General features: G+C 35.8%; 12 protein-coding genes. 6 read left to right on the top strand and 6 right to left on the bottom strand.

All coding sequences use genetic code 11. The annotated features are described in order from the left end of the window. Positions 1-127 precede the first annotated feature (127 nt). From mnmG to E0H99_RS02485, 4 genes are all read left to right on the top strand, one after another. Entirely contained in the window at positions 128-1,999 is a 1,872-nt protein-coding gene (gene mnmG / locus E0H99_RS02470; RefSeq protein ID WP_131990841.1) for a tRNA uridine-5-carboxymethylaminomethyl(34) synthesis enzyme MnmG, read from the top strand. Positions 2,000-2,190: 191 nt separating this feature from the next. Next, entirely contained in the window at positions 2,191-3,039 is an 849-nt protein-coding gene (locus tag E0H99_RS02475) for a class I SAM-dependent methyltransferase (protein WP_131990843.1), read from the top strand. A 245-nt stretch (positions 3,040-3,284) separates the two neighbouring features. After that, positions 3,285-3,848, top strand: a complete 564-nt coding sequence (locus tag E0H99_RS02480; protein WP_131990845.1) for an OmpH family outer membrane protein — start codon at positions 3,285-3,287, stop codon at positions 3,846-3,848. Between the two features lie 296 nt (positions 3,849-4,144). Beyond that, complete coding sequence (locus tag E0H99_RS02485; protein ID WP_131990847.1) at positions 4,145-6,412, top strand: helix-turn-helix domain-containing protein; 2,268 nt, start codon at positions 4,145-4,147, stop codon at positions 6,410-6,412. Positions 6,413-6,469: 57 nt separating this feature from the next. Here E0H99_RS02485 and E0H99_RS02490 read toward each other — a convergent pair whose 3' ends face one another. Further along, a complete protein-coding gene (locus E0H99_RS02490; RefSeq protein WP_131990849.1) occupies positions 6,470-7,414 on the bottom strand; it encodes an SPOR domain-containing protein in 945 nt (314 codons plus the stop codon). A 102-nt stretch (positions 7,415-7,516) separates the two neighbouring features. On the opposite strand from E0H99_RS02490, the gene dprA reads away from it, so the two are divergent. Continuing rightward, positions 7,517-8,617, top strand: coding sequence for a DNA-processing protein DprA (gene dprA, locus E0H99_RS02495; RefSeq protein ID WP_131990851.1), 1,101 nt, complete (start codon positions 7,517-7,519; stop codon positions 8,615-8,617). A 91-nt stretch (positions 8,618-8,708) separates the two neighbouring features. Here dprA and trpS read toward each other — a convergent pair whose 3' ends face one another. Next, positions 8,709-9,683 carry a tryptophan--tRNA ligase gene (trpS, locus tag E0H99_RS02500; protein WP_131990853.1) on the bottom strand — a complete coding sequence of 325 codons (975 nt, stop codon included), beginning with the start codon at positions 9,681-9,683 and terminating at the stop codon, positions 8,709-8,711. Between the two features lie 108 nt (positions 9,684-9,791). Here trpS and E0H99_RS02505 point away from each other — a divergent pair, with 108 nt between their 5' ends. Continuing rightward, positions 9,792-10,553, top strand: a complete 762-nt coding sequence (locus E0H99_RS02505) for a lysophospholipid acyltransferase family protein (protein WP_131990855.1) — start codon at positions 9,792-9,794, stop codon at positions 10,551-10,553. Here E0H99_RS02505 and E0H99_RS02510 read toward each other — a convergent pair. The 4 genes from E0H99_RS02510 to recA form a co-directional block, all read right to left on the bottom strand. Continuing rightward, entirely contained in the window at positions 10,537-11,982 is a 1,446-nt protein-coding gene (locus tag E0H99_RS02510; protein WP_131990857.1) for a hypothetical protein, read from the bottom strand. The two genes, E0H99_RS02505 and E0H99_RS02510, sit on opposite strands and share 17 nt — an antisense overlap. Beyond that, positions 11,979-12,521 (bottom strand): RNA polymerase sigma factor, encoded by a 543-nt coding sequence (locus E0H99_RS02515; protein ID WP_131990859.1) that lies wholly within the window; start codon positions 12,519-12,521, stop codon positions 11,979-11,981. Before E0H99_RS02515 ends, E0H99_RS02510 begins: the two co-directional genes overlap by 4 nt. 14 nt (positions 12,522-12,535) lie before the next feature. After that, on the bottom strand, positions 12,536-12,946 hold the full coding sequence (locus E0H99_RS02520) for a lipoprotein (RefSeq protein ID WP_131990861.1): 411 nt from the start codon (positions 12,944-12,946) through the stop codon (positions 12,536-12,538). Between the two features lie 133 nt (positions 12,947-13,079). Then, positions 13,080-14,087: a recombinase RecA gene (recA, locus tag E0H99_RS02525; protein WP_131991614.1), complete on the bottom strand. Its 1,008-nt coding sequence runs from the start codon at positions 14,085-14,087 to the stop codon at positions 13,080-13,082. Positions 14,088-14,120 lie beyond the last annotated feature (33 nt).

Genomic DNA, 14,120 nt, shown 5'->3' on the forward strand with positions numbered 1-14,120 from the left:
AAACCTAAAGTGTTTCACGTGGAACATATCGTTTAGGTTTGAAGAATATGTATGCAATGTTTCACGTGGAACAAAAAAATAGATTTCAAAATTACAATCCTGAATAGGGGTTAAATTATAAAAGAAAATGTTTCTAGATGAATATGATGTAATCGTTGTGGGCGCAGGACATGCTGGTTCTGAGGCTGCGGCTGCTGCTGCAAATCTCGGTTCAAAAACCTTGCTGGTTACAATGAGCTTGCAGAACATTGCCCAAATGTCATGCAATCCAGCGATGGGTGGAATTGCCAAGGGACAAATTGTACGTGAGATTGATGCGTTGGGTGGATACTCTGGAATTGTTTCGGACAGGACTGCAATCCAGTTCAAAATGCTGAACAAATCCAAAGGACCTGCAATGTGGTCGCCACGCGTTCAAAGTGATCGTATGCGTTTTGCTGAGGAGTGGAGAATGATGCTGGAAGGAACTCCAAATCTTGATTTTTATCAAGAAATGGTCAAAGGTTTGATTCTTGAAAACGGAAAAATAAAAGGTATCCGTACTTCGCTTGGAGTAGAGATTCGTTCTAAATCGGTTGTGTTGACAAATGGAACTTTTCTGAATGGTTTGATTCATATTGGCGAAAAACAATTCGGTGGCGGAAGAGCAGGCGAGAGTGCTGCGTATGGAATTACCGAAGATTTAGTTGCTGCTGGTTTTCAATCGGGACGAATGAAAACAGGAACACCTCCAAGAGTCGATGGACGTTCTTTGGATTATTCGAAAATGAACGAAGAAAAAGGAGATGCTAAGCCGGATAAATTTTCATATTCGGATGTGACGTCGCCATTGATTCATCAGAAGTCTTGTCACATGACCTATACGTCTCTTGAGGTTCACGATATTTTGAGAGAAGGTTTTGATCGTTCGCCAATGTTCAATGGAAGAATAAAAAGTCTTGGGCCAAGATATTGCCCGTCAATTGAAGATAAAATTAATCGTTTTGCAGATAAGGAAAGACACCAATTGTTTGTGGAGCCGGAAGGATGGAATACGTGCGAGGTTTATGTAAATGGATTTTCTACGTCACTTCCTGAGGACATTCAATTCAAAGCGTTGAGTTCTGTTGCTGGATTTGAGAAAGTAAAATTCTTTCGTCCGGGTTATGCAATCGAATATGATTATTTTCCGCCGACACAATTGAAACACACCTTGGAAACAAAGTTGGTTGAAGGATTATATTTCGCCGGACAAATAAATGGAACAACGGGATATGAAGAAGCGGCTTCTCAAGGATTGATGGCTGGAATAAATGCGCATTTAAAAGTGCATGAAAAAGCGCCATTAATTTTAAAAAGAGACGAAGCCTACATCGGAGTTCTGATTGATGATTTAATTACGAAAGGAACAGAAGAGCCATACCGGATGTTTACGTCTCGTGCGGAATACAGAACATTATTGCGTCAGGATAATGCCGATTTCAGATTGACGCCAATGTCGTATGAAATTGGTTTGGCTTCAGAAGCGCGTTTGCGTAGAATGGAACACAAACTAAAGGAATCTGAAAAAATGGTCGCTTTCTTCAAAGAAACAAGCGTTTCTGTTGCGGAAGCAAATCCTATTTTAGAATCTAAAGATACGGCACTGATTTCGCAAGGGGATAAAATGTTCAAAGTGTTTTCTCGTCCGCAAATTGATTTGGACGACATGATAAAATTTGAAAAGGTTGCAGCTTATATTGCGGAAAATGATGTTGACCAGGAGATTTTAGAACAAGCCGAAATTCAGGTGAAGTATTCTGGTTATATCGAAAAGGAAAGAAATAATGCGGATAAATTACTTCGATTGGAAGATGTAAAGATCCCGGATAATTTCGACTATGAGAAAATAAAGTCCATGTCGATTGAAGCTAAACAAAAATTAAGCAAGATTCGTCCGGTAACTATTTCTCAAGCTTCACGAATCAGTGGTGTTTCGCCAAGTGATGTTTCGGTGTTGTTAATTTATATGGGACGTTAGGGTTTTAGATTTAAATCTGGGATCTAAAATCGTTAATCCTCAATCTGCAATCAATTTGTTCCACGTGAAACTACGCTGTGAAGCCTTGTTACAATTGAAGAATCACAAAAATAAAGAATTCAGCCCTGAAAGTATCTGTCGGTGTTTTCAGGGTTTAGTTTAAAATTAAAATATAAAAGCACTATTAATTAATGGACATTTTAAACCAACAGCCTTTTTTAACCGTTAAAGATTATTCTGTCTCTCAGGAAATTTTCGATTTATACCATGATGAGAAATTAGACATGCTGATTACGTCTCCGCAACCCAGTTTAGAAAATTTAGGAAAGTATTACGAAAGCGTTGATTATATTTCGCACACAGACAGCAAAAGGTCTCTATTTGAAAAAGCATATCATTTTGTAAAAACTATTGCACTTAAAAATAAGTTGAATCTAATTAATTCATTGCAATCTAATAAAGGAAGTATTTTAGACATTGGTGCCGGAACAGGAGATTTTTTGTCTGTGGCCAAAGAAAACGGTTGGTATGCCACAGGAGTGGAGCCAAGCGAAAAAGCAAAAGCCATTGCAAAAAAGAAAGGCGTTTCGTTTGTTGGGGCAACAAGTGAATTAGACAATCATTCTTTTGATGTAATTTCGATGTGGCATGTTTTGGAACACGTTCCTAATTTGGATAACCAAATCAAAGAATTGAAACGATTATTAAAACCAAATGGAACTTTAATAATTGCTGTCCCAAATTTCAAATCTTTCGATGCAAAACATTACGGAAAGTTTTGGGCTGCTTATGATGTGCCGATTCATTTTTGGCATTTTTCAAAAACGGCTATAAAAATGCTTTTCGAAAAAGAAGAAATGAAATTGGTTAAAGTGCTTCCTATGAAATTTGATTCTTTTTATGTGAGCTTACTTTCGGAAAAATACAAAACTGGTAAAATGAATTATATAACAGCCTTTTATGTTGGATTGCAATCAAATTGGAAAGCCAAGAAGAATTTTGAGTATTCTTCACACATTTACATCCTGAAAAACAACTAAAAATCATTTTAAGCGTATTTAAGCGTATTTTTTGATGAAATCGAGGGTAGTTGTTGGTTTTTTGAACTAATTCGTTTACTTAAAAGATATGTAAGTTGTTTTTAATAGGCATAAATTATGCATTTATAAATCACAATAATAAAATCTTATATCATAAAAAAGCAGCATTTTTTAAACTTTATGTCAATGCTATTTATTTTTTTATATTTTTGTCACCAATACTTAAAAATTAGAAATTAACCAAAATGAAAAAAGCATTAGTAATTATCGCACTTTCAATTTCACTTGTTGCTTGTAATAAATCTGCAGAAGTTAAGGAAGTAAAAACAGCTTACGTAGACACTTCTGAATTAATGAAAGAATATACAGAGGCAAAAGACCTTGAAGCAAAATATAAAACAAAAGCAGAAGAAAAAGGAAGACAATTAGAAGCTGAAATTAATCGTTTCAAACAAGAAGCGGCAAGTTTTCAATCTCAAGCACAAGCAAACGGTCAGGCTTGGGCACAACAAAAAGGTGCTGAATTGCAAAAAAGAGAGCAACAATTGAGTTACGCGCAACAAGCGTTGTCTCAAGAATTGCAACAAGAAAGTGGAAAAGAAATGGATTCTTTAGTAAGCGGAGTGAAAAAATTCATCAAAGTGTACGGTAAAGAAAAAGGATACGCATACATCTACGGTACAGGTGACGCAGCTTCAATTTTATACGCTGAAGACAAATTTGATATCACAAAAGAAATCATCAAAGCCTTGAACGACAAATACAAAGCACCTGCTAAAACGGAAGAAAAAGCAGCTGCTAAAAAATAAATTTTTATATTAATTCAAAAAATTGCCTTCGTCTATAGTTAGATTGAAGGCATTTTTTTTAAAGCTATTTCCCGCTTCTGCTTCAATCTCTCTTTTAGAAAGTGTTTTTTCGTACCCATAAAAGGAGCTTCTTTTAGTCGCTATTTTCCGGCCAGAAAAAAATCATTTTCTAAATTTCGAGGATTTCCGTTGCTATCGGGGCTAAAAAACATTCGAATTACAATTCTAAAATGTTTTCCATAAATTAAAATAGTATTCCTAATTTTCGATACTTTAGCTTTATATATACTCGCCCAATGCAAACCATTTCAGAAGCCGCCGTTTATACTTTACGATTCATCAATCAAACCCATCGATCGGTTTTCCTCACCGGAAAAGCAGGAACGGGAAAAACCACCCTTTTACGGGAAATTATCCAAACCACGCACAAGAATACCGTTGTTGTGGCACCTACGGGAATAGCCGCGTTAAATGCCGGCGGCGTTACGATTCACTCCATGTTTCAGTTGCCGTTTGGAGGATTTATTCCGGATAATTCATCGCCTCAATTTTCCGAGAACACCAAATTTGAAACCAAAGCCACGTTGCGCAGGCATTTCAAAATGAGCGGTTTGAAGAAATCAGTGATTCGCAATATGGAATTGTTGGTAATTGATGAAGTCAGTATGCTTCGCGCTGATTTACTGGACGCTATGGATTATATGATGCAAACCGTACGTAAAAAAAATAGTGCTTTTGGTGGCGTCCAAGTCTTGTATATTGGCGATTTATTGCAGTTGCCACCGGTAATTCGGGAAGAAGAATGGCGTACGCTGAAAACGTATTACAAAGGAAAATTCTTTTTTCATTCGCATGTGGTACAGCAAAATCCGCCTTTATATATTGAACTGTCCAAGATTTTTCGCCAGACGGATGATACGTTTATTTCGGTTTTGAATAATCTACGTAACAATCAGATTTCCCAGCAAGACATTCAAACTTTAAACCAATACGTAAAACCCGATTTTGATTTAAAAGCAAATAAAGGGTACATCACGTTAACCACGCATAACAACAAAGCCGATACGATGAATGCGCAGGCTTTGGAAGATTTAGAAGGAAAGTTGGTGACGTACAAACCAGAAATAACAGGAGATTTTCCGGACAAGATATTTCCTGTGGAACAACAATTGCAGTTGAAAGTAGGCGCACAAATTATGTTTGTAAAAAACGATTTGTCCTTTGATAAACACTATTTCAACGGAAAAATGGGAATTATTAAATCGCTTTCGAGTCAGGAAATCCTGGTTCATTTTCCGGAAGAAAACAAAACCATAGAAGTCGAAAAATACGAATGGCAAAACATCCGCTACAAAGTAGATGAAACCACTAAAGAAATTGAAGAAGAGGTTTTGGGTACTTTTGTGCATTATCCCATCAAATTGGCATGGGCAATTACGGTGCATAAAAGCCAAGGATTGACATTTGACAAAGCGGCACTTGATGTTTCGCAAGTTTTTCTTCCGGGGCAAGCTTATGTCGCATTATCGCGTTTGCGCTCGTTAGAAGGGCTTGTTTTGCTTTCTCCGTTGCGTATGAATGGCATTTCAAACGATCAGGATGTGATGGATTATTCATTAAACAAAGCCTCGGATTCGTTTTTAGAGAGTGCCTTGCATTTTGAAACCAAAAATTTCATTCATAACTATCTGATAAACACGTTTGATTGGAATGATTTGGCTCAGGAATGGCGCAATCATAAATTCAGTTACAACGAAAAATCAGAAATTTCAGAAAAATCCAAACATGCCGTTTGGGCCAAAAAGCAAACGGAAATCATCGAACAGCTTTTGGACCCGTCCAAGAAATTTATTTCGCAATTGAATACCCTTTTTGGTCAGGAAACGGTCGATTTAAATCATGTTTCTGAACGCATTCAAGCCGCATTCAGTTATTTTTTAAAACCTATGGATGATTTGGTTTTTGAAATCCTTTGGAAACTGGAAGAAGTAAAGCGCATCAAGAAAGTAAAAGCGTTTTATGATGAATTAATCGTTCTGGAAGAATTGCAAACCAAAGCCGTTCTGCGATTAATGAAAGCCAAATTATTGATAGAAACCGTTGTTGCTGGAGAAACCATTTCGAAAGAGAAATTAACTTCGTCAGAAATAAAAAAATACATCAGCCGAAAAACGGAAGCCATACAAAATCAATTCAAGGAAGTAAATATCACGCTGATTGAAGACGATAAAGACGTGGAACGTTATACTTCGAAAAAATCCAAAACAGCAGCACCTAAAAAATCAACGGTTCAGGAAACCTATGAATTGTGGGTGGAAAAGAAATCAATTGCGGATATTGCGATAATCAGAGTGTTGACGAAACAAACGATTTACTCGCATTTTGTAAAACTGATCCAAACCAAAGCAGTATCCATTTCGGAAGTTTTACCGGAGGATAAAATGCAGGATTTGGCAGCTGCTTTTGCAGGATATAAAGAAGAATCACTGAATACCATGATGGAAAAACACGGTCATAAATTCTCTTGGGAAGAAGCCAGAATGTATAAAGCGAGTTTGAATTAAAAACCGGAAAGCGCTAAAACTAAAAAACCCTATTCGGTAAGAATAGGGTTTTTGTTTTTATAGTGACTCAATCAATATCCAAGCTTCTGGATTGTGTTTTTCTTGAATTTCTTGTTTTGCTTTTTCGGCCTCTGCAATTGTAGAATAACTACCATATAAAACCGGAAAAAAACCGTTTTTGTTAGGAGCAATACGTTTGGCATCATATCCTAAGCGATTTAAAATTCGCAACGTCTTATTGGCATTTTTTTCTTCTCGGTACACACCAGCCATAATGTGATACGGCATTTTTGTTTCGGTAGTCGATTTAACGGATAGTGTTACAGCCGGAACTGGACTTTCGATGAAGAAAGTGGCTTGCTGAATTTTATTTTGAACTTGTTTTTGAACGGCAGTTTCAACAAGAATCGTTTCTGAGGCGATTTGGTTTTGATACATTGGATAACCAACACTTCCTGCAAGACCTAATCCTAATACAAAAATAGCGGCGTATTTTAAATACGGATTTGCTGTTCTAGTTTCAGGAACCAAAGCGATTGGCGCTTTATCTTCAATTGCTTCTAACTCTTTTTCGAAGATTTCTCTTTTTACAAGTGGGGAAACAAAAGGTGCCAATCCAAAAGAACTGATTAAATAATTCGTTTGATCGTACGGAGTGAAAACTATATTTTTATCCGCATTCAAACGAAGATCTCCCACATTTTTTATAGAAAAAAGTTCGTTTTCTTCTAATGCTTTTTTCCAATTAAAAACTTCATATTGAATCGCGCTTACGGCATATTCATAAGAAGTTTTCTCTGCTGAAGCGATATGATTGGCTAATAACCCATCATTGTTTTTCAAATTAGCATTGAAAGCAATCATTTTTTTGGGTGGAGAAAACGAATTCGTGCTTTCGTTTAACTGAGCCGATTGAATTTCGGTCAAAAAAGCTCCGAAACCCGGAACGGTTACACATTGATAACGGTATAAAAGCTGCGCGATGTATAGTTCGATTTTCATATTTACAAAGTTATACAACGAAAATAGTTATCAAAATTTTATTCACAATTTTTATTAACAATCCGCATAAAAATTTATACATTTCACTTTCAAATAATTAGCATGAAAGAGCAGGATTTATTTTATTTATTGGCATTGCAAAGAATAGATGGAGTAGGCGACATCATGGCCAAGAAACTGCTTACCCATTTTGGTAGTGCAGAAGCCGTTTTTAATGTGAAGGCATCGCAACTTACTGCTATTGATGGAGTAGGATCTGTTTTGCTGAAAAATTTGAAGGATAAATCAGTTTTCGAAAAAGCAACACAGGAATTGGAGTTTATAAAAGCGAATGAAATCAATGTGGTTTATTTTCAGGACTACGACTATCCGGAACGGTTGAAACATTGTATTGACGGACCGCTTTTATTATTCACCTCAGGAAATATCAATTTAAAAAACAGGAAAATAATCAGTATTGTAGGAACGCGACAAATTACGTCGTATGGAACTGAATTTTGTAGAAAACTAATTGAAGATTTGGCTCCGCTGGATCCTATAATCGTAAGCGGATTTGCGTATGGTGTTGATATTGTCGCACATCAAGCGGCGATGGAAAATAATTTGCAGACAATAGGAGTGGTGGCACATGGTTTGAACCAAATTTACCCGAAAACCCATAAAAAGTATGTTGCCAAAGTAGAACAAAACGGTGGTTTTATGACTGAGTTCTGGAGTTCATCCAATCCGGATAAAGAAAATTTCGTTCGAAGAAACCGAATTGTTGCTGGTATGTCTGAAGCGACAATCGTTATTGAATCAGCCGATAGAGGTGGTTCATTAATCACGGCAAATATGGCCAATGACTACAACCGTGATGTTTTTGCGGTTCCGGGACGTGTTACGGATAAGTACAGCCAGGGTTGCAACAATCTGATAAAAACCCAAAAAGCAAATGTCTTGATGAGTGTTGCCGATTTGATTTATATTTTGAATTGGGACATTCAGAAGGAAACAAAACCAGTACAAAAACAATTGTTTGTAAGCTTAGAGGAAGACGAGCAAAAAGTATACGATTACCTGTTAAAAACTGGAAAAGAACTGATGGATATTATTGCTTTGCGCTGTGATTTTCCTATTTATAAAATCTCAGGAATGCTGTTGAATATGGAACTGAAAGGCGTGATTCGACCTTTACCGGGAAAATTGTTTGAGGCGATATAATTGTAACATATAAGTCATATAAGCTTTTGAAAATAATGATATAGTAGCTAAAAAAAACTTACATGACTTATATGGTTTAAAAAATTTATTGTTACACCTCAAACCCCAATTTCTCTCTCACTCTTGCTAAAACGCCATTGGCAACAACGGCTGCTTTTTCGGCTCCTTTCTTGAGTAAAGCATCTACTTCGGGAAGGTTATTCATGTAGTAATTGTATTTTTCTCTTTCGGTTTTGAAAGTTTCAGTAATCAATTCAAACAACGCTTGTTTGGCGTGACCGTAGCCATAATTTCCGCCAAGGTAATTCGCTTTCATCGCTGCGATTTGTTCTTGATTAGCAAGTAATGAATAAATTGCAAAAGCATTGCAGGTATCCGGATTTTTAGGATCTTCCAGCGGTGTGCTATCTGTTTCAATACTCATCACTTGTTTGCGTAGTGTTTTATCGTCCAAAAAAATATTGATAATGTTATTGGCTGATTTACTCATCTTCCCGCCATTGGTTCCCGGAATCAACATGTTGTCTTCCTGAATTTTGGCTTCGGGAATTACGAATGTTTCTCCCATTTGATGGTTGAAACGGGATGCTACATCACGAGTAATTTCAAGGTGTTGCAATTGGTCTTTTCCTACCGGAACCAGTTCAGCATCGTATAATAAAATATCGGCAGCCATCAACATTGGATACGAAAACAAACCGGCATTTACGTCTTCCAGTCTATCCGCCTTGTCTTTGAAAGAATGCGCTAATGTCAAGCGTTGAAAAGGAAAAAAACAACTCAAATACCATGATAATTCCGCTGTTTGTGGCACATCTGATTGCCTGTAGAAAACTACTTTGTCCACATTCAAACCACAAGCAAGCCAAGCTGCAGCGGTACTGTAGGTATTGGTTCGTAAGGTTTCGCCGTTTTTTATTTGTGTTATCGAATGTAAATCGGCAATGAAAAGAAACGATTCGTTTTCAGGTTTATTTGATAATGCTATTGCGGGAATGATTGCACCAAGTAAGTTTCCTAAATGCGGTGTTCCTGTACTTTGAACGCCTGTAAGTATTTTTGCCATTATTTATTTTTTCTTAACCGTAATCCCGATAGCTATCGAGACGCAAAGTTTTTTAGCAAATTTAATTCTTTTATTATTATTCGCCTACGATTTCTTACTTTTGAACTTATGAGAGGATTAAAAATTGTTTTTTGGGTACTGTGGCGGATATGGTTTTATATTTTGATGGCCATTCCCATATTGGTGATGTTTCCTTTTTTGGTTTTGTCTATTTTGACGGAAAGCGGTTATCCTTATTTTTTTAAGATGGCTCGTATTTGGGCAAAATGTATTCTTTTCGGGATGGGATTTTATTATAAAATAGATAAAAGTGAAGAACTGGAACCTCATAAAAGCTATATGATTGTTGCAAATCATACCTCAATGGCCGATATTATGCTGATGCTTGTCACAATTAAAAATCCATTTGTTTTTGTAGGTAAAAAAGAATTGTCAAAAATTCCCTTGTTTGGATTTTTCTACAAAAGAACGTGTATTTTGGTGGATAGAAGTTGTTCTAAAAGTAAAATGGAAGTCTTTAATCGGGCACAAAAAAGAATCAATCAAGGATTGAGTATCTGTATTTTTCCAGAAGGCGGTGTTCCAGATGACGAATCGGTTTTGTTGGACACTTTCAAAGACGGTGCTTTCCGATTGGCGATAGAACATGAAATTCCCATCGTTCCTATTACTTTTGCCGACAATAAGAAAAGATTTTCCTATACTTTTTTCAGCGGAAGCCCAGGGATTATGCGTGTAAAAATGCATTCACACATAGAAACTTTGGGGAAAACTGGCGTTGACCGGAAAGAAATTCGCGAAGAAGTACGCGAAATAATATACAATCAACTAATAGCTTTCGATTCTAATCCAATTAAAAGCTATAGCTAATACCGGAATACAATCCGATAAATAGTGGTTTAAAGTCACCTGAGTTGTTTGAAAATGTATTCAATTGATATTTAACCATTGGTTCCACATTAATTTGGAATGATTTTATAATTTGGTACTTAAATCCTAAACCCACATTAGTACTAAAATGGACTTGATTCAAGTTTTTTGCTTCTCCTAATTTTACATTGGTTTCAGATGAAACTAACGATATTTTATTCTGGCTGAGAAATAAAGTACTTAAGCCTCCAATAATGTTGATTCCAAATTTTTTATCCAAAACAGCATAGGAAACTTCCAAAGGGATTTCATAATAGCCCATTTTTTGGTTGATAGCACCTGTATTCGTTTTTTGCAAGCCTTTTTCAAAAGTGATTAAGCCGTTCAGAGCGGATTTGTTTTTAATCTCAATTAATGCATTTGAAGAATAATTAATATTTGCAAGATTATTGTTTGCCAAACCGGTTGAGTAGACTACGTTATTGGTGTTATATCCCAATGAGAGCTTGTTAATTCCGCTTCGTAAGGCTACTTTTTTAGAAACAGCATAATTTACCCCAATACCAAAACTTAAGCTGTTATCGGCTGTTTTTTGATTTTCTGAAAATTGAGGGTCAATGGCGGAACCGCCTGAATTCGAATTCAGATATACAGCTGCGATGTTTGGCGTAATTTGCCACTTGTTTTTCTGGTTAAGAACCACAACTTCTTTTTCTTCTCCTTTTTTATTTTTAAGGATTTCTTCTAATTCGTTTGGAGTTTCAACACTATTTGATGGTTGTTTTTTAGAATCTATGATGGCAATTTTAGAGTTTTCACCCTCTTTTAAACCACTTTTTTCGAGTGTTTGATTTTGCGGAATATTTTCAAATGGATCATGGGTTTTTGTGCTGTTTTTTTCAGCGTTAACAGCCGTAAATTTTAGGTTGTTAGTATTTGCTGCTGTTTGTTTTAGCGGTGAATTATTTTTTTGGAAATAAACAACAGAACCGTTCTGATTCTTCTCTTTGTTCGAATTGATTTTAAATCTATTAGGAGATATAATTTCTTTTTCATCTGTTTTTCCTGTTTTAATTTTGTTTACTACGACCTGGGGAATTGTTTTCACTTCTAAAGGATTACGCTCTTTTTTTGTTTTATCAAGAGTAGAATCCTTTCCATCAAACGAATTTTTTAAAATTTTCGTGTCTATAACGACACCGTTTTTTATTTCAATGGTATTGTTTACAACGGTGTTCAATGCAAAAAAACCTAAAAGAAAAGCAGCAGCAATCCCAGAAGATTTTATCCAAAACGGAATTACTTTTCTGTCTTCCTCTTTTTCTTTTAAAGAGGCCTGAATATTTATCCAAACCTGTTTACTTGGCTCTGATTCAAAATCTTTGAATCGCTCTTGAAACAATCGGTCTATATTTTTTTTATCGTTCATTTTGCCAATGAATTTATTTTAATTTTTGTATGATGATCAATTTTTTCTTTCAAAATAGTTCTTGCTCTCGCAAGATTTGACTTTGTGGTTCCAGTACTTATTTTGAGCATTTCGGAGACTTCTTTATGGGAATATCCATCAAGTACATAGAGACTGAAAACTAATCGATACTGGTCTGGTAACTCTTGAATGATTTGCATGAGATAATCGATAGAAATATTTTCGTCTTCAATTTCGACTTCTTCCTCAGGAATATTGTCGTTTATAACCTCCATATATCTAACGCCTCTGAATTTTTGAAGGGCGTTGTTAATTAATATTCTCTTTGCCCATCCTTCAAAAGAACCTTTAAAATTATATTGTTCAATTTTACCAAAAATAATTAAAAACCCATCCTGTAGATTGTCTTCGGCATCTGCATAATCTCTGGAATATTTTAAACATACCCCAAAGAATTTTTTAGAAAACAATTGGTACAATTGCTCTTGCGCTTTGGGGCAGTTTTTTTTACATTGATTAATTATTTGATCCAATACCACAGTTTTTACCGATATTAATTAGTCACTGGAATTTCAACTTCTTCAAATATATTTTGACCATTGGCGTCCTCACCTTTATAAAACTTAAAAATATAGGAGCCGGTATTGGTTACGTAAAAATTGAAAGAAACCTCTATTGGCTCCGTAGTTAAAGGTTTGCAATTTGTACTTTCAAGAACGGTAGTTTGTATACCAATTGTTCTTACGTTCAAATTTTTATCGTAATAGATTCCTTGAAAAGAATGGCAATCTGAAGGTTTTTTGTACTTCAATTTTATTTCATAGGTTTGTCCTAAGGTGAAAGATTGAGGCAATATGTAACTGTCTATCGGGAGTACTTCATAACTGTAATTAGGTTGATCATCGTCAATACTACAACCCGTTAGGGTCAATAAAAAGAGGGTGAGTAAAACAATTTTTTTCATCTTTAATAATTTAAAAGTTAATACTATTCCGTCAGTTTAAAAGTTTTTAGTGACGGTTTTCTTAATAGATGAAATTTTTTAAAAAGGTTGCGTTATAAATCAAAAAAACCCGAAAATTTTCGGGTTTTAGTTTTTATGCTTCTGCTAATTCTTTTATTCTAGCTTTAATTTTTGCTTCAAGCTCATCGGCTAATTCTGGATTGTCTTTTATTAATGACTTAACAGCATCACGGCCTTGTCCTAATTTGGTTTCACCATAACTGAACCAAGATCCCGCTTTTTTGATGATTTCAAATTCTACTGCAAGATCTAAAATTTCTCCTGTTTTTGAAATTCCTTCACCATACATGATGTCAAATTCAGCAATTTTAAAAGGCGGAGCGACTTTGTTTTTCACCACTTTTACTTTGGTTCTGTTTCCAAGGACATTATCACCATCTTTAATCTGCGTAGAACGACGGATATCTAAACGAACCGAAGCGTAAAACTTCAATGCATTTCCTCCCGTAGTAGTTTCGGGATTACCAAACATTACACCAATTTTCTCTCTTAATTGATTGATAAAGAAAACAGTACAATTTGTTTTGCTGATGGTCCCTGTTAATTTACGTAATGCTTGAGACATTAAACGAGCGTGAAGACCCATTTTAGAATCTCCCATTTCTCCTTCAATTTCACTTTTTGGAGTCAATGCGGCAACCGAGTCAATTACTACAATGTCAATTGCGCCTGAACGAATCAAGTTTTCTGCAATTTCTAAAGCTTGTTCCCCATTATCTGGTTGCGATATGATTAGATTTTCGATATCTACGCCTAGCTTTTCTGCATAATTTCTATCGAAAGCGTGTTCTGCATCAATAAAAGCAGCAATTCCACCCGCTTTTTGAGCTTCGGCAATGGCATGAAGTGTTAAGGTTGTTTTTCCAGAAGATTCCGGACCGTATATTTCAATAATTCTACCTCTTGGATACCCGCCAACGCCTAAGGCTAAATCGATTCCTAAAGATCCTGATGAGATGGTTTCCACTTCCTCAATGGCTTTATCGCCCATTTTCATCACCGTTCCTTTTCCGTACGTTTTGTCTAGTTTGTCAAGCGTAAGCTGTAGCGCTTTTAATTTGGATTCTTTCTCTGTACTCATCTTCTCTTTTACCTTTTCTTTCATCGATTTGTA

Origin of the sequence: Flavobacterium sp. GT3P67, assembly GCF_004349155.1 — a bacterium.
GTDB classification, from domain to species: Bacteria; Bacteroidota; Bacteroidia; order Flavobacteriales; family Flavobacteriaceae; genus Flavobacterium; species Flavobacterium ranwuense.

Excerpts from the sequence above, each read along its gene's own strand:
- mnmG (WP_131990841.1), top strand. The coding sequence starts at position 128 with ATGTTTCTAGATGAATATGATGTAATCGTTGTGGGCGCAGGACATGCT.
- E0H99_RS02475 (WP_131990843.1), top strand. The coding sequence starts at position 2,191 with ATGGACATTTTAAACCAACAGCCTTTTTTAACCGTTAAAGATTATTCT.
- E0H99_RS02480 (WP_131990845.1), top strand. The coding sequence starts at position 3,285 with ATGAAAAAAGCATTAGTAATTATCGCACTTTCAATTTCACTTGTTGCT.
- E0H99_RS02485 (WP_131990847.1), top strand. The coding sequence starts at position 4,145 with ATGCAAACCATTTCAGAAGCCGCCGTTTATACTTTACGATTCATCAAT.
- E0H99_RS02490 (WP_131990849.1), bottom strand. The coding sequence starts at position 7,414 with ATGAAAATCGAACTATACATCGCGCAGCTTTTATACCGTTATCAATGT.
- dprA (WP_131990851.1), top strand. The coding sequence starts at position 7,517 with ATGAAAGAGCAGGATTTATTTTATTTATTGGCATTGCAAAGAATAGAT.
- trpS (WP_131990853.1), bottom strand. The coding sequence starts at position 9,683 with ATGGCAAAAATACTTACAGGCGTTCAAAGTACAGGAACACCGCATTTA.
- E0H99_RS02505 (WP_131990855.1), top strand. The coding sequence starts at position 9,792 with ATGAGAGGATTAAAAATTGTTTTTTGGGTACTGTGGCGGATATGGTTT.
- E0H99_RS02510 (WP_131990857.1), bottom strand. The coding sequence starts at position 11,982 with ATGAACGATAAAAAAAATATAGACCGATTGTTTCAAGAGCGATTCAAA.
- E0H99_RS02520 (WP_131990861.1), bottom strand. The coding sequence starts at position 12,946 with ATGAAAAAAATTGTTTTACTCACCCTCTTTTTATTGACCCTAACGGGT.
- recA (WP_131991614.1), bottom strand. The coding sequence starts at position 14,087 with ATGAGTACAGAGAAAGAATCCAAATTAAAAGCGCTACAGCTTACGCTT.